Raw genomic sequence first — 16,369 nt, 5'->3', positions numbered from 1 at the left:
TTTGCCGCCAGCTTCCTTCAGATTCCACCTTACGATGGACACCCTTGCTATTGGCTAATGCTTCCTGCTGCAAAGTGCATTCGGGACTTACACCCTAGAGCTATAACACATGCCTGGCGCACAATAAAACAGCCGCCCGTGGTATACGAGCGGCTGTATGCTTATCAATAATATTTTACTTCTTTTTCTTCTTTTCTGCTTTTTTCACAAATCCTCCTTCAAAGAAACATTTAATTCCCCTGTAGGCGCCACAGCCACCAATCTCCCGGATATTTACCCTACCAGCAGAAAACTGGAAGGAAATACCACAGGAAGATTCTTTGTCTTTGTATTCACCACGGTTACCGGCCAGGTAATTTCCTTTACCACTGAGCTCTCCTTTGCAGGCGCCATTATCTTTGGAGAAGGTAATAAAGAACTGGAATGTTTTATTATCCTCACCATCACGGATAGATACAATGCTCATATCGCCGGCAGTATAATCACCTGAAAATTTGTGTTTCCGGGGCAGGGTGTCTATGGGGTTGAATATTTGTCCGGCATTGGCAGGCCCGTTGGAGTTAGTCATAATCAGCGTGGTAGTACCTTTCGCATCTACCATGTAAAAATCTTCTTTCAATGCGCTGCGGTTACCATCCAGCCTTTTCTCACTGCTGATCTTAATTACGTTTTTGTTATCTATCAACAGGGAAGAAGTAGTACCATCTGCACTACCGGTATTGGCTACACGTATACGGCTCAGGTATTTACCCTTTTTGTCGAAGAAGCAGAGATAACCTACGGATTGGGAGCGGCCATCCCCTCTTACTACCATATAGTTGACTACGCCGCCGGGAATCCGCTGCAACGGGAAATAGTCCACCTGCTCACGTTTGCCAAAATCGCCCTTACCCAGGGTATCGGGTAAAAAGTGCATGGCGGCGGTGTCCAATGCCAGCGAGTCGGCCAGCTTCAGCTGCAGCGTGTCTGGAGTAAGCTTGTAGGGCAGCGTACCAGGTGTAAACAGTGCCTGGAAATCTTCAAATGTCATTGGTTCATCACCCCTGCCTGTTTTCTTCTTGGATTTGCAGGCTGCCAATACGCCAATGGCCAGTAATAATAAAAGGATACGCTTCATTCGAAAAGTTAGTTCTGGGCGAAAAGTTAGATATAATTTTTATATGTGCGCGCTAAAAATCAAAAAACATACCGGATAGATAAAAGTTCGGATTTATTATTTAGATTTGTCTAAATAATATTTTAGATAACATGAATTTATCGATCGCGGAGGAAAACTACGTAAAATCCATTTACAAGCTACAGGAAGGCGATGCGGTGGTAACGACCAACGCCCTGGCCTATGAACTGGAAACCAAGCCAGCATCGGTAACAGACATGGCTAAAAAGTTGAAAGAAAAAAAACTGATTGACTACGAAAAATATAAAGGCATCACGCTTTCTTCCGAAGGCAGAAGGGTGGCCTTACAGATTATCAGGCGCCATCGCCTCTGGGAATGCTTCCTCGTAGATAAGCTGGCCTTTAGCTGGGAAGAGATACACGAGCTGGCAGAAGAGCTGGAGCATGTACGGAGTGAAAAATTAATCAGCCGCCTCAGCGACTATCTCGGTAACCCGGTCATAGATCCACATGGCGACCCAATACCCGACGCCCACGGTAAAATGGCCAAACCGCGCCCGCAAACCTCGCTGGACCAGGCCAACGCCCGGCGCCTGGTGGTAACCGCCGTTACAGATCAATCAACCGCCTTGCTGGCCTTCCTGAATGCCAAAAACATTAAACTGGGCACTCAATTAGAGGTAATTGCCCACTATGAATACGACAACTCTATTGAAATAAAACTGAAACAACATCCGGCCATCACGATCAGTGAACAGGTAGCCAGAAACATTATGGTAAGACCCGTATAATCCTCGTGCAGCCCGAATTATTATCTACTATGAGCATGGAACATATACATTCAGCCACATCGCTAAGTGAGGTACATCAGAGCGTAGAAACCAGCGGAAAATCCAGGTGGAAGAAAATCTTTGCCTTCTTTGGCCCCGCCTACCTGGTCAGTGTAGGTTATATGGACCCGGGTAACTGGGCTACCGACCTGGCCGGCGGCAGTCAATACGGCTACAAGCTGCTCTGGGTACTGCTGATGAGCAACCTGATGGCGCTTCTGCTACAAAGCCTGAGTGCCCGCCTTGGTATTGTGCGCGGACGCGACCTGGCCCAGGCCAACCGGGAAACCTATCCGCCACTGGTAAACTTTATCCTTTACATACTGGCAGAAATTGCCATTGCTGCTACCGATCTCGCCGAAGTACTGGGAATGGCCATCGGTATCCAGCTGCTTACCGGGCTTCCCCTTATCTGGGGCGTGAGCTTAACGGTACTGGATACCTTCCTCCTGTTGATATTACAACGCTATGGCATCCGTAAAATGGAGGGATTTATTATTTCCCTGGTAGCCATTGTAGGCACCTCCTTCCTGGTAGAACTGCTATTGGTAAAGCCGGAAATGGGCGAAGTAGCCAAAGGATTCATTCCCTCAATCCCCGATAATACAGCGCTGTATATTGCTATCGGTATTATTGGCGCCACCGTGATGCCGCATAACCTTTATCTCCATTCTGCCCTGGTACAAACCAGAAAAATTAAGCGGGATGATGCCGGCATCAGGCAAGCCATCAAGATGAATTTTCTGGATAGTACCATCGCCCTGAACCTGGCCTTCCTGGTCAATGCCGCTATCCTCATCCTGGCTGCCGCGGTATTCTTTAAAAGCGGCCGCACCGATGTTGCCGAGATACAGGATGCTCATAAATTACTGGATCAGCTACTGGGCAGTAAACTGGCCCCTATCCTCTTTGCCGTGGCATTAATTGCTGCAGGGCAGAGTTCTACCGTTACCGGTACCCTGGCGGGGCAAATTGTAATGGAAGGCTACCTGCGCCTGCGTATCAACCCCTGGCTGCGCAGGCTCATCACCCGGCTGCTGGCCATTATCCCGGCACTGCTGGTGATACTCATTGCCGGCGATGATGAAGTAGGCGCCCTGCTGGTTTTCAGCCAGGTATTACTCAGCCTGCAGCTGGGCTTTGCAATTATCCCGCTGATACACTTTGTGAGCGACAGGAAAACAATGGGCAATTTTACTATCTCCCTACCTACAAAAATTATCAGTTGGGCAGTCACCATTTTATTGGTGTACCTTAACATGCGAATGGTATTCACAGAAGCCATCGGCTATATGTCTGGTACCGGAAATATGTTTGTAGACGGACTCATTATTGCCGGCTGCGCCGGCTTTGTGGTGATGCTCTTCATTACCATCCTTTATCCCCTGCGCAGACGCTATCGCGAAGATGCTGCTGCTGGTATACACACCACCCAGGTATCACTGGGCGAAATGGAAAAACCAGCTTACCACCGCATCGCCATGGCGCTGGACTTCACCGCCAGAGACCGGGAAATCATCACCAACGCTATTGCTCACGGTAATGAAAATACGCAGTACATCCTGATCCATATCGTGGAAAGCGCTTCCGCCAAATACTTCGGGAAAGATTCTGACGACCTGGAAACACGGCGGGATCAGGCCCAGCTCGACACTTACCTGACCTTGTTAAAAAGCCGCAATATCAACGCCAAAGGCGTACTCGGTTTCCGCAGACGCCCCCGCGAAATTGCCCGCATTGTACACGAAGAAAACGCCGACTTCCTCGTGCTGGGCGGACATGGACATCGCGGCTTCAAAGACTGGCTATACGGCGAAACCGCCAACCAGGTAAGACACCGCGTAAAAATACCGGTGCTGGTAGTACAGTGATAATATTTTTTACATGCAGCAACGTTTTCAACCTGGCGACCATAAAGAATTCCGCCGCATTGTACGGCCGGAAGACTGCGCCGCCTTCGACAGCGGAAATGTACATCCTGTTTATGCCACCTTCGCCCTGGCCCGCGACGCAGAATGGTGTTGCCGCCTGTTTGTACTGGACATGAAAGACGATACAGAAGAAGGCATCGGAGTACAACTCACCATCCATCATATGGCGCCGGCCTTAATAGGCAGCGAGGTGCTGTTTACGGCCACTGTCAGCCATATACAACAACACGAAATTTCCTGCACCTACACCGCCACGGTAAATGGCCGGCTCATTGCAAACGGTACACAGGTACAGAAGATCTTAAAAAAGGAAAAACTGGAGCGATTGTTTGCAGGGTTGGGCAAAGATCAACAACATCCATAAAAAAACAGGTCAGCCATCCATTCACCAGCGTTGCTGATAGCCGGATGGCTGACTTTTATATAAAGGATGAATATTCTTTTACAGGCCCAATGCAGACTTCAGGCGGGGATACCCTGTTTTACTCACCAATACTTTCGCCCCGCTGCGCAGGATAGCCAGGTGGTTTTCTTTTTCATACGGATCAATACGGGTTACCTGGTTTACATTCAGGATATAGGACCGGTGTACCCGCGTAAACTGCTGCGGATCCAGCATCTTCTCAAAAAAAGACATGGTCTTGTTTTTCAGAAAGTTTCCTTCCGGTGTAAAGATTTTCACGTAGTCATCGGCTGCTTCGATATAGTGAATATCCTGTACCGGGATGATCTTTATTTTACCATTGATCTTGATCACCACCCGGTTACTTTGTACCGGGTTGGCTGCGGCCGTTTCCAGCAAAGCAGCTGTGCTGGCGGGCGTTGACTGGTATTGATCCAGCCACTTCTGAACAGCTTTATCAAAACGGTCACTGGAAAACGGTTTCAGGAGGTAATCTACCGCATGCACCTCAAAAGCTCTGATGGCATGTTCTTCAAAGGCAGTAGTAAATATAACCGCCGGCATATTTTCTACCAGTTCCAACATCTCAAAGCCGGTAATCTTCGGCATTTGTATGTCGAGAAAAATAATATCCGGTTGCTGTTGCTGTATTGCTTTCAACCCTTCAAATCCATCATTGCATTCCTGTACTACCTGTATCTGCGGGAAGTTTAGCAGGTATTCCTTTACTACTTCACGGGCCAATGGTTCATCATCAATTATTACTGCTTTTATCATGGGTTTGTGGTACTTTAATGATTGTCGTAAAAATGTGTTCAACGGCAGTAGTTTCCAGCAGATCCTGTCGTGCAAACAACAGGTAAAGCCTTCGCCGTATGGAATTCAGGCCAAATCCGGTGCCTTTATTAGGTTGTTGTAACTCGTTGTCAAATGGGTTTTGTATAGAAATATACAGCATATTGTCGGCTATCCATGACTGTATGCTGATGGTAATTTCGCCGGTAGTATCGTACAGTCCATACTTAATGGCGTTTTCTACCACCGGTTGCAGTAACATGGGTGGCATCCGCATCTTTTCTGTATTTTCATCGGAAACAACCTCGGTGCTTAAGCGGTGCCCAAAACGTACCTTCTCAATATCAAGATATAGCTGCAGATAGTTCAGCTCTTCCGCTAAGGTAATCCATTCCTCATCTTCCCGCTTGATGGAACCCCGTAAAAAATCAGAAAGCTTCAGCACCATTTCCCGGGCCTCTTTCGGGCGAAGCATAATCAATGCGTTGATAGAGTTGAGACTATTAAACAGGAAGTGTGGTTGCAATTGCTGGCGCAGCTTAAACAACTCCGCCTCTCTCACTATTTTTTCGTTGGCCTCTTTCCGTTGCAACATTTCCTGCGCGTCTTCTGCATCGTACCACATCTGGCTTCTCAACCCAATGCCGGTGATGATCATCCAGCCCACCAGCCCATGAATGGGGATAGCATTGTTAAGCCAGTGCAGGTAAACCGTATCTGTTACAAACACTGATTTAAGTATCCATCGGCTTAAACATACCCATAATACCGACAGCGAAAAACTAACTACGTTAACATAACCAAACTTCATGCTTTCCACCGTTGGCCGGTAATAGGCTACGTTCTGGCTGATAATGATCCCGGCAGCTCCCAGTAATATCACGTGTACGGCGCTGTCGGTAACGGCCTGCCATAGGGGAATATCAAACCAGAAGTAGAGCAATCCTCCATACAGCAACAGCCATACTCCAAAAGACATGATAAACATCCACCATGCCTTGCCTTTCATGATTTGTTTTGCCAATAGCGCGATTTTATACGTTAAGCTCAAAATATTGCTGGCCCTGCAGTTGCGCAGATTTCATCTGCAACCAGGCGATATAGGAATTTGGATCCCCCGGTTCTTCAATACGGGAATACAATTCCATACCATCTGTTAACTGATCCAGTGTATATACTTCCGGTACATTGATGAATTTCCACTGTACCAGCTCCTGCTGTTGATTCTTAAATGCATATTGTTCCTGCATACCAATTTCACGGGCTTTGTCACATGCATCTTTCTTGGTAACAGCGCTGATTAATCTTAATTGCTCATCGAATTGCGGGGTATGATTTCCGTCACCGCAAATAATCTGATATACTACTTTCGCAACAAACCAATGCATAAGAAAAGATTTTAAAGTTGGAACGAGATAGAGTCGAATAATAGGGAGCCAGGGGCCTGTTAATAATCAGGAGTAGCTCTTGATTTCAAGTCCGCCGAAAATGCAGGAGCCTCTCAGAACCAACATTTTTTCAGGACCGTTATTGGTTAGCAATTCAGGATAGCGTTTATCATCAACACCGCCCAGGATGCTGGTTACATCTACTTTTAATTTCCAGTTGGAAGGCACGATGATTTCACAGCCACCAAATATGGCAGTAACATCCAGTACAGCGGTGCCTTGTATATCGGCTTTCATAAAGTTGAGTACGGTGCCGCCAAAGATGGAAGTCACATCTCCTCCCTTGAAGTTTTTAGACATGACCACTTTATCTACACTACCGAAGATGGCGGTGGCATTCAAAACATCGTCGCTATCAGCACCGCTGGCAGATACCTCGCCCAGGTTACTGGCAAAATCTGCCGCAAAATTTGCTTTTTTATCTTTCCATTGTTTAGTGGAATAACTCCGTTTTGCGATGACCGACACTCCTACCGCAATCAGCACCACCGGCCAGATAAACTCTGCACTGCTATAGGGCCAGTCAAAAATATCTCCTGCAAGGAAAATACCGCCTACCAATACCATGATGAACCATCCTATCCCTCTGAAATTATGACTAACGCCGATAGCAATACCAACAACCATCAGGATAGTTTGCCAGGAAAACAACCAGTACGGCAGGTTCAGGTTTAAGCGTTGCAGCAACAGGCATATACCCACAATGATCAAAATAACGCCACCTATGCCGCGGCTTTTCCTTCTTGATGCTTCGATATCTTCGTTTTTCATTTGTTTAATGTTTATGATACAAATGTAGAACGGCCCTCCCGCTTTTAAAACAGCGTTTAGGCTAATAAAGCACCACTACCGGTAAACGGCAGGAAATTACCGGTGAAAATGCCAGGCCAGACGTTCCCTATTGGGGAGATACCGGTGAAACTAGATCTCCACTGTTACCAGGGCCTCATCGCCGGCTAATTTTACCAGGATGGCCTTTAATTGCTGCACCATGGGATCAGGGCCACAGATGTAGAAATGCTGGTTGAAATCACTGACTTTTTCCCTCAGATAAGCTTCATCAATAGTCCGGTGGTCGTAGCCCGGTGTATTATCAGCGGTAAGGGTGTTGATAAACCGGTTACCCAGCATGTGCTCAAATTCCTCTTTCAGGATAATGTCTTGCCGGGTTCTATTGGAGAAGATAAGCTGATTATGCCCCAGCTTCCCCTTTTCCTGTAAGTCGCGTAAAATGGCGATAAATGGGGTTACACCCGCGCCTCCGGCTATAAACACGCCCTCTCCTTTATAATGAATGGTTCCCCATACATCGTGCAGGATCAGTTCATCGCCGGCTTTCAGTTGCCCCAGTTCATGGGTAACGCTGTTATGGTCATCATATATTTTTATGGTAAACTCCAGGTTTTCCCAGGAAGTGAGGCTGGTAAAAGTGAAAGGGCGTCTTTCTTCCTCCCATCCAGGCTTATTTACAGATACTTCCGTAGCCTGGCCAGGTATATAGTTATATCCATGGGGCTTTTCCACAGTAAACCTGCGGACATTGTGTGTTACGGGGGTAACATCGAGAATTTTTACGATATGGCTTTCCATTGGTTTAGGTTTACTATGATGAATGTAGCGTACGTCGGTATTTACCGCAAAGCCTGTTCCAGCCGTGGCGCCAGGGCGAGGGCCCAGCGATGGTAATCTTTTCCTGACGGATGCAGGCCATCGGGGGCTACCAGGGAAAGATCCTTCGAAGCCTCCCGGGTGAAGGGGGTAATATCAACGTATTGTACCTGCTGTTCCACGGCTATGGCTTTATTCACCGCGTTATAAGCATCTATTTCCCGGGCTATCTGCTCCCGGTCACGATCGGCTGCGAAGGGCGTAACGCTCCAGTCGGGAATAGACAATACCACTACATGCGCGGGGCGATGGCCTGCGAAGGCGATCGCCTGTTGTAGCAAAACGGTAAATTCCTGCCGGTACTCTTCTACAGAACGGCCACGGTATTGATTATTCACTCCTATGAGCAATGTTACTATATCATAAGTTTGCGTAATATGTGCAACTGCAATACCGGCCGACAGTTCATCGGTAGTCCACCCGGTAGTAGCGATAATTACAGGTTTGTCAACCTGGTATCCTTTCTCTTGGAGCAGGGCGGCGGCTTGCACAGGAAAACATTCCGGGTAGGCAACTTGTTCACCAATAGTATAACTATCGCCGAGGGCGAGATATGTGATGGGAGTCATGCTGGTGTCTGCGATTTTGTTGTTGCAAAAAAATGTGCAGCAAAATAACATTAATACTAACATAAGCAAAAAGTTATATACCGGTGGAAAATTTGCCTGATGACAATAGAAACTTGACCGGGCTTTAAGTGGAAAAGCGTTACCTTTGCACCCGATTACAACAATTACGTAACGCATAAAGAAACCGTTTTATGCCGGCAGAAAAAATATCGATGAACAATGGCCTTTTACAGGTCCCTGCAAATCCCATCATCCCATTTATAGAAGGCGACGGAATAGGTCCCGACATCTGGAAAGCCAGTGTCCGTGTATTCGACGCAGCTGTGGAAAAAGCCTATGGTGGTGATCGGAAAATTGAATGGAAAGAAGTACTGGCAGGTGAAAAGGCCTTCCAGCAAACAGGAGAATGGCTGCCAAAGGCAACATTGGACGCGCTGAAAGAATATCTCGTGTCTATTAAAGGTCCGCTTTCTACCCCGGTAGGCGGTGGAATCCGTTCCCTGAACGTGGCCATGCGCCAGGAACTGGATCTGTACGCCTGTGTAAGGCCTGTACGTTGGTTCAACAAAGTACCTTCTCCGGTTAAACACCCGGAGAAAGTTGACATGGTGATCTTCCGTGAAAACACCGAAGACATCTATGCCGGCATAGAATACATGACAGGCACGCCTGAAGCTAAAAAACTGCTCGATTTCCTGCAAAATGAAATGGGCGTTAAAAAGATCAGGTTCCCCGAAACATCTTCCCTCGGTATCAAACCTGTATCTATTGAAGGTACAGACAGACTGGTAAGGGCGGCTATTACTTATGCACTGGAACACAAACGCCCTTCTGTTACCCTCGTTCACAAGGGCAACATCATGAAATTTACCGAAGGTGGTTTCAAAAACTGGGGTTATGCACTGGCAGAAAGAGAATTCGGCGATAAAGTATATACCTGGGAACATTGGGAAAAAACCAAGAAAGACCTTGGGGAAGAAGAAGCCAACAAAGAGCTGAAAGTAGCCATGGCAAAAGGTAAACTGTTGATTAAAGACGTTATTGCTGATAACTTCCTTCAACAGATCCTGCTGGCGCCGCAAGACTACTCCGTAGTAGCTACCCTGAACCTGAACGGCGACTATATCTCCGATGCGCTGGCTGCAGCGGTAGGCGGTATCGGTATCGCTCCGGGCGCTAATATCAACTACAACACCGGCTACGCCGTATTTGAAGCTACACACGGTACTGCACCCCGCTTTGCCAACACCAACACCATGAACCCATCCTCCGTGATCCTGAGCGGTGTAATGATGCTGGAATACATGGGCTGGAAAGAAGCAGCAGAAATCATTGTACATGGTCTTAGCACAGCGATCATGCGCAAACGCGTAACCATCGACTTCTACAACCTGATGGACGATGCTACCCTGGTTAAAACCAGCGAGTTTGCCGATGAAGTCATCAAACAAATGCACCTGTAATAAGCATAACGCTTACAGCATATAGCAAAAAGCTATTGTAGCGAATGAACCAGGCGAAATATGATACAATATTCGCTTTGATCATTCGCTACAATAGCTTTTTGCTTTCAGCTTTGCGCTTTATGCTTTCTTAATTTTGTTTTTTTCCCAGCTATTTGTATTTTTCGTGATTATCCCGCAAGGGATCGCTTGAATAATTGTTGAGAATTGCTTTTAATCTAATTTTTAAAAAACCCGAAATGGCAGAAAAAATTAAAGTTGCTAATCCGGTGGTAGAACTGGACGGTGATGAGATGACACGCATCATCTGGAAATTCATCAAGGACAAACTGATACTTCCATACCTGGACGTTGAAATTAAATATTATGACCTGGGCATGGAGCATCGCGATGCTACCAACGACCAGGTAACCATTGATGCTGCCAACGCTATCAGAGAAGTAGGCGTAGGTATCAAATGCGCCACCATTACTCCGGATGAAGCCCGTGTAAAGGAATTCAGCCTGAAGCAAATGTGGAAATCACCCAACGGCACTATCCGTAACATCCTGGATGGTACCGTATTCCGTGAGCCAATCGTTATGAAAAATGTACCACGCCTGGTACCTAACTGGACAGCGCCGATCTGTATTGGTCGACATGCTTTCGGTGACCAGTACCGTGCTACCGATTTCGTTACCAAAGGAAAAGGTAAACTCACCATCAAATTTGAAGGTGAAAACGGTGAAGTAATCGAACATGAAGTATATAACTTCAAAGGTGATGGCGTAGCATTGGCTATGTACAATACCGACGAATCTATCAAAGGATTTGCCCGCGCATGTTTCAACCAGGCGCTGATGAAAAAATGGCCTTTGTACCTGAGTACTAAAAATACCATCCTGAAAAAATATGACGGCCGCTTCAAAGATATCTTCGAAGACATCTATCAACAGGAATTCAAAGCGCAATTTGATGCTGCCGGCTTAACTTATGAGCACCGTCTCATCGATGACATGGTGGCCAGCGCACTGAAATGGCATGGTAACTTTGTATGGGCCTGTAAAAACTATGATGGCGACGTACAGTCTGATACCGTAGCGCAAGGCTTTGGTTCCCTCGGCCTGATGACGTCTACCCTCATCACTCCAGATGGTAAAACCATGGAAGCAGAGGCAGCACATGGCACTGTAACCCGCCACTACCGCGATCACCAGGCTGGTAAACCAACGTCTACCAACCCAATCGCATCCATCTTCGCATGGACACGCGGTCTGGAATTCCGTGGCAAACTGGACAACAACCAATCCCTGATCAATTTCTGTCATGCACTGGAACAGGTTTGTATCGAAACTGTGGAAAGTGGTAAAATGACGAAAGACCTGGCTGTTTGCATCCATGGCAATAAAGTAGAACATGGTAAACACTACCTGTATACAGAAGAATTCCTGGATGCGCTGGACACTGCACTGAAAGCAAAACTGGCTTAAGTGATACTTCACATTTCCAATAAAAAAAGCAGCGAAAATTTCGCTGCTTTTTTTATTTAGACTTCATCGCTGAAACACTATTATAACTTCATTTTCTTTCTCATGACTTTATCTTCGCCATAGATATCATCATAGAAAACCAACTCGCCGTTCTGCCCTTCTGCGGTGAAATAACGCAGGTAAATAGGAACATGTTTAGGCAGATCTACCTGCTTCTTTTCTTCCCTGGCCAACCATACACGTACACTATCTCCACTATGTCTTATGCTGTCGGCCCGTACCAGGAACTGCGCCAGGCTATCCCATTGTTGTACCCTTACGCAACCATGACTCATGGCACGCATAGAATTCTTGAATAACCCGCGATTATTGGTATCATGCAGGTATACGCTGTACTTATTGCGGAAATTAAACTTCATAATGCCCAGCGAATTGTCAATACCGTCCATTTGCCGCAATACATAAGGGAAATGCCCTTTGCTCAGCTTCGACCAATCGATAGAAGCCGGATCTATGGCATTGCCATCTTTATCTATTACTTCCAGGTTTTTAGACGCCAGGTAATTGATATTTTTCTTAATAGCCGGCAACATCTCCTTAAACACGATACTGTAAGGCACGCGCCAGTAGGGGAACATCATGAAATTAGTCATGTAGGAGTTTAACAACGGTGTGCGGGTGCGCGGTGCGCCTACAATTACACGCGATTCCAGCTTCACTTCCCCGCTATCTACTACCCGCAGCAAATACCCGGGCACATTTACCATAATGTATTGCGTGGGTAGGGTATCCGGCAACTTCCGCCACCGGTCCATGTTTACAGCTGCCTGCATCACCCAATCGTGCATAGAACGGTTCAGGGCAATAACTGTGCGCCTGCCGGCTACGCCGTCCGGATAGATGTTAAACTCTTTCTGGAATGCTTTCACACCGGCTTTCAGCAACGATGTATCTGCTCCCCGGCCGGTGGTATCCAGGTGGCCACTTTGTACCAGGCGGTTAATCACCAGCTGCTTGAATACCAGCGTATCGGTATAGTTGAGCGGCAGGGTATCCCAGTGGTAATGTCCATACTTCGACTTGAATGCCTGTATGCCTTCTTTCAATGCCAGGTAACCGGCATGCGTAGGTTCCAGTGCATGAAGAGAGCTGGTAACATTGTTACCGCTCAATGCTTCTTTTAACCTGGAGATCAGCTGCGCGTCCGTAAAGGTGGAGTCTTTTCGAAGGGTGATACTATCCCTCGGCGCTACGCCAAACTTCAGGTCCGACGTCATCCGCATAAAAGCGTCTGTCATCAGTACATCCACTTTTGCCCACAGCGCGGCATCCTTTTGGGCGGCAGCATCATTGTGCAATTGCGTCCAGGCAGCTGTAAGTGCAGGCTCATGGTACTGCGCTGGTAAAAGTCCCGCATCCTCCGCCTGTTGAATCATCATCAACATAGAGTCGGCAGCAGGGCTGGCCACACCATTCTTAGACCATTGGCCGGAAGGTTTGTCTTGTCCGTAAAATTCCTGAATAGCAGCAGGCCGGAAAGCCTGTAAACTGTCTTCCAGTTCTCCATCATTGTCTTTCAGGGCCGACAACCGTTCTGTGATATTATCGCTGATCACTTCGTCGAGCTGTCTGATGTTTGCTACAATCTGTTTTTGTTTTGGGGCAGTATGCTTTTTTTTATTCACACAAGAGGCTAACAACAAGCACACTCCAGATCCGCACAACAAACTAATAATTAAATTTCTGTTCTTCATCTGCAGTAAATCGCTATGGTAAAGGTAAGGGGTTTTACAAATACTGTGCTGAAAATTTTTGTAACTGCCGTGCATTTCCCGGGATGGGCCTGATTAAGAAAAGAACGGGAAACAAATGTAAAATATTCACATTCGTCTCCCGTTCGCTACTGGTTGCACGGCTACTCCTGTTATTTACAGCAATCCTTCTTCATAAATAAGGATTGTAAAATCCGAAGTAAACCGCTTAATACTTTTTTCATGTCAGATTTTTTTAAAAAGAGGCCGCGGTGTGCAGCAGCCTCTTTTACACTAAAACTAAAACAACTAACTTCTCACTATATCTTGTCTAACGGTATACGCCCCGGCGCTTTTAATTGCTTAAACTGGCTGGGCGTGAGGCCTGTAACTTTCTTGAATTGAGCCGAAAGATGCGCTACGCTGCTATATCCCAGTTTATAACTGATTTCGCTTAAACTTAACTCGTTATATACCAGCAGTTCCTTTACCCGTTCTATCTTTTGTTGAATAATGTATTGTTCAATCGTAGTGCCTTCTGTTTCAGAAAAAAGATTGCTGAGATAATGATAGTCCTTTTGCAACTTCCCTGCCAGTAAAGTAGAAAAATTTTCCCTCATTTCATCCAATTCAGAATGATGCACTACCTGCACAATGATGCTCTTTATACCGGCTATCAACTGCTGCTTCCTGTCGTCGATCAGCACAAATCCTTCCTGTTGTAATAATCCCGATAGCTTTTCCTGTTGCGGCTCTGTTACTATTCCCTTCACCGTTACCTTTCCCAGCTGAATATCCAGAATATCCAGCTGCTGTTCCGTGAGTATATTCGTGACCACCTTAATACAACGTGGACAAACCATATTTTTTATATACAGATCTGTTGTAGGCATCGACTACTTTTTGATATTAAAGATGTTGTGTTCCACCCTGATTAAAAAAGAGTTAAACGTATTTCTTGGCATATCGCCGGCTACCTGCGCACGGTACGACAAATCCAGGCGCGTGGTGCTGTTGAAAATAAACTGTACGGCAGGGGCAATATCCAGGTAGGAACCACGGCCTATCCCATCGGTATTCGTTTTTCCCAATAACTCCAGGTACAGGTTTAGGTTGGTTTGCTGGAAGCTCTTATACTTCACCGGCAATACCAGGTAACCTGCTGAAAGACTGTAGTTAATGGCGTTCCGGGAGAAATCATCCGGAATATTATCTTTCACGTTATTCATATAACGGGAATATCCCAACGTGGTAGACAACGCCAGCTTATGCAATAACTGGGTAGCAATAATCCCCCCGTTTACGCCAGAAGCAGCACCTTCCAGGTCGAGCTCCTTATTATTATAGGGCTGCATGGGATGGGCGCCCGCAGCCATCACCGGGTAGTAAGGGTTGTCGATCACAGCACCCCGCACATATGCCGCCATGCGGAAATGCGCATGCTGCTGGTCCAGCGACAGGAAGCGATACTTTGCATAAACGCTTCCTCCTTCCGCCCGAACAGACGACTGCATCATATTGGACGCATATCCCTGCAGGTGTAACATCAGCTTCTTGTTGACGCCCCACATGATTTCAGGCTCAAAACGCATCCCGTTCTCCCGGGAATGCTCCATATTAAAAAACTTATTGGTCAGTCGTATGCCAAGGGAGTGGGCCGGCATATTACTCGCCGGCTCTGTATTTACGTATAATTCCTGGGCAGATAGGATGCCGTTGCCAGCCATGATCGCCACTGCTATCATCAAAATTTTTTTCATATAGCCGGCAAGTATTAAATGGTAACGTGATATACCCGTTTAGAAGCAGCCGTTGCATCTGTTTTGCAGCAATCGCCTGTCATCATTCCTGTTTTATAGCAGGGCATACTTGTTTCGGTACTGAATTTTTTGAACTGTTTGGCAGACACAAAATCCTTATCGATCACCGTAATATCTTTATCGCCTGTTAACACTTGGTTTTTCACATCCATGAAATGCAGGGTATTACCGGCAAAAGCCACATGGGCATCGTTTTTAATATTCACTCCATCAAAATTTGCCGTCATCACCAGCTTACCTACAGAAAATCCGGCGTCTTCCACTTTTGCTTTGATGGCATCGATATTTACCGGCACATTGGACTTGAAAGTGAGTATAAAGGTGGTATTATCCAGGTCGGTATCTATCTTATCCACAAAGGGCAGTGATTCCAGGGCTTCATAAGTTGCTTTTGAACACATGGCGCAGGTAAGGCCGGTAGCATGTACGCTGGCTTTTTTAAATTGGGCATTGGCGCCAAAAGTCAAGCTCAATGCGAGCAATATAATGGATATTGTTTTCATGATGAATGATCTGATTAAATAAATAAAATGAATAGAAACGTCATAACTGTACAATTCCGTAGTAAACGGACAACAGTATGCATCAGATCAGGAAAGTGCAGTTGCGGAGGAAAATAGGGGTAGTAACGAGATCCGGCGGGTCATGGGGATTACCGCTAATCCAGTTAGCAGCAACAGATAATGCAGGAACGGGCAGTATTCTTACCGGCAACAGCATGTCTGTAGTAGTAACGCTCAATGTTTGCTGCACTACTTTGGCTGCCTGGTGCGACTCGGTTACCTTACAAAACTTGAATTCATTCTTGCAACAATCCATGCCTTTCGATGGCTTATGACATTGCTGGCAAAAATTTGCCGGCGTATCCAGCCACTCCACCGATGCCAGTTTCCCCATACAATAATGCACATTTACCGCAAATCCGCTGGTAAGCGTCACATACAGAATGGCAAGTAATATGGTAAAAAAGCGTTTCATGTTGAATAACAAAGATAGTCGAAAAAGCCGAAAGCGTAAAGCATAAAACAAAAAGCTATTATGTAACATGATCATTGCGATGTTAAATATTTGCAAAAAACATATTACATAATAGCTTTTTGTTTTG

The 16,369-nt window shown here is 46.3% G+C and carries 17 protein-coding genes; 5 read left to right on the top strand and 12 right to left on the bottom strand.

Features of this window, described 5'->3' with window-relative positions; translation table 11 throughout:
- Nucleotides 1-175 precede the first annotated feature (175 nt).
- Nucleotides 176-1,117 (bottom strand): hypothetical protein, encoded by a 942-nt coding sequence (locus HGH90_RS14905; RefSeq protein WP_169191418.1) that lies wholly within the window; start codon nt 1,115-1,117, stop codon nt 176-178.
- Nucleotides 1,118-1,248: 131 nt separating this feature from the next.
- On the opposite strand from HGH90_RS14905, the gene HGH90_RS14900 reads away from it, so the two are divergent.
- From HGH90_RS14900 to HGH90_RS14890, 3 genes are read left to right on the top strand one after another with little or no spacing between them, the layout of a single operon-like run.
- Nucleotides 1,249-1,908, top strand: a complete 660-nt coding sequence (locus HGH90_RS14900) for a metal-dependent transcriptional regulator (RefSeq protein ID WP_168762202.1) — start codon at nt 1,249-1,251, stop codon at nt 1,906-1,908.
- A 35-nt stretch (nt 1,909-1,943) separates the two neighbouring features.
- The gene (locus tag HGH90_RS14895) at nt 1,944-3,818 is read left to right on the top strand and encodes an Nramp family divalent metal transporter (protein WP_168762201.1); all 1,875 of its coding nucleotides are present in this window, start codon (nt 1,944-1,946) and stop codon (nt 3,816-3,818) included.
- Nucleotides 3,819-3,831: 13 nt separating this feature from the next.
- Nucleotides 3,832-4,242: a thioesterase family protein gene (locus HGH90_RS14890; RefSeq protein ID WP_169191417.1), complete on the top strand. Its 411-nt coding sequence runs from the start codon at nt 3,832-3,834 to the stop codon at nt 4,240-4,242.
- Nucleotides 4,243-4,320: 78 nt separating this feature from the next.
- On the opposite strand, the gene HGH90_RS14885 is transcribed toward HGH90_RS14890, so the two are convergent.
- From HGH90_RS14885 to HGH90_RS14860, 6 genes are all read right to left on the bottom strand, one after another.
- Nucleotides 4,321-5,058 carry a LytR/AlgR family response regulator transcription factor gene (locus HGH90_RS14885; RefSeq protein ID WP_168762199.1) on the bottom strand — a complete coding sequence of 246 codons (738 nt, stop codon included), beginning with the start codon at nt 5,056-5,058 and terminating at the stop codon, nt 4,321-4,323.
- Nucleotides 5,036-6,100 carry a sensor histidine kinase gene (locus HGH90_RS14880; protein ID WP_211092848.1) on the bottom strand — a complete coding sequence of 355 codons (1,065 nt, stop codon included), beginning with the start codon at nt 6,098-6,100 and terminating at the stop codon, nt 5,036-5,038. Before HGH90_RS14880 ends, HGH90_RS14885 begins: the two co-directional genes overlap by 23 nt.
- 10 nt (nt 6,101-6,110) lie before the next feature.
- On the bottom strand, nt 6,111-6,464 hold the full coding sequence (locus HGH90_RS14875) for a DUF4288 domain-containing protein (protein ID WP_168739619.1): 354 nt from the start codon (nt 6,462-6,464) through the stop codon (nt 6,111-6,113).
- Nucleotides 6,465-6,530: 66 nt separating this feature from the next.
- A complete protein-coding gene (locus tag HGH90_RS14870) occupies nt 6,531-7,295 on the bottom strand; it encodes a LiaF transmembrane domain-containing protein (RefSeq protein WP_169191416.1) in 765 nt (254 codons plus the stop codon).
- Nucleotides 7,296-7,445: 150 nt separating this feature from the next.
- Nucleotides 7,446-8,114 (bottom strand): FAD-binding oxidoreductase, encoded by a 669-nt coding sequence (locus tag HGH90_RS14865; RefSeq protein WP_168762197.1) that lies wholly within the window; start codon nt 8,112-8,114, stop codon nt 7,446-7,448.
- Nucleotides 8,115-8,155: 41 nt separating this feature from the next.
- A complete protein-coding gene (locus HGH90_RS14860; protein WP_248277011.1) occupies nt 8,156-8,761 on the bottom strand; it encodes an SGNH/GDSL hydrolase family protein in 606 nt (201 codons plus the stop codon).
- A 191-nt stretch (nt 8,762-8,952) separates the two neighbouring features.
- Between HGH90_RS14860 and icd the strand changes: the two genes are divergently transcribed.
- Both icd and HGH90_RS14850 read left to right on the top strand, forming a co-directional pair.
- Complete coding sequence (gene icd / locus HGH90_RS14855; protein WP_168762195.1) at nt 8,953-10,224, top strand: NADP-dependent isocitrate dehydrogenase; 1,272 nt, start codon at nt 8,953-8,955, stop codon at nt 10,222-10,224.
- A gap of 239 nt (nt 10,225-10,463) precedes the next feature.
- On the top strand, nt 10,464-11,693 hold the full coding sequence (locus HGH90_RS14850) for an NADP-dependent isocitrate dehydrogenase (RefSeq protein WP_168739626.1): 1,230 nt from the start codon (nt 10,464-10,466) through the stop codon (nt 11,691-11,693).
- Between the two features lie 80 nt (nt 11,694-11,773).
- Here HGH90_RS14850 and HGH90_RS14845 read toward each other — a convergent pair whose 3' ends face one another.
- The 5 genes from HGH90_RS14845 to HGH90_RS14825 form a co-directional block, all read right to left on the bottom strand.
- Nucleotides 11,774-13,378 (bottom strand): murein L,D-transpeptidase, encoded by a 1,605-nt coding sequence (locus HGH90_RS14845; RefSeq protein ID WP_169191414.1) that lies wholly within the window; start codon nt 13,376-13,378, stop codon nt 11,774-11,776.
- Nucleotides 13,379-13,764: 386 nt separating this feature from the next.
- Nucleotides 13,765-14,337, bottom strand: a complete 573-nt coding sequence (locus HGH90_RS14840) for a helix-turn-helix domain-containing protein (RefSeq protein ID WP_247679784.1) — start codon at nt 14,335-14,337, stop codon at nt 13,765-13,767.
- A gap of 3 nt (nt 14,338-14,340) precedes the next feature.
- Nucleotides 14,341-15,204, bottom strand: a complete 864-nt coding sequence (locus HGH90_RS14835) for a hypothetical protein (RefSeq protein ID WP_169191413.1) — start codon at nt 15,202-15,204, stop codon at nt 14,341-14,343.
- A gap of 14 nt (nt 15,205-15,218) precedes the next feature.
- On the bottom strand, nt 15,219-15,767 hold the full coding sequence (locus HGH90_RS14830) for a heavy-metal-associated domain-containing protein (protein WP_169191412.1): 549 nt from the start codon (nt 15,765-15,767) through the stop codon (nt 15,219-15,221).
- Between the two features lie 82 nt (nt 15,768-15,849).
- Nucleotides 15,850-16,242 (bottom strand): HYC_CC_PP family protein, encoded by a 393-nt coding sequence (locus HGH90_RS14825; RefSeq protein WP_168762191.1) that lies wholly within the window; start codon nt 16,240-16,242, stop codon nt 15,850-15,852.
- Nucleotides 16,243-16,369 lie beyond the last annotated feature (127 nt).

This window comes from Chitinophaga sp. Ak27 (assembly GCF_012726295.1).
Lineage (GTDB): Bacteria > Bacteroidota > Bacteroidia > Chitinophagales > Chitinophagaceae > Chitinophaga.
This window is presented reverse-complemented; position numbering and strand designations above follow the sequence as displayed.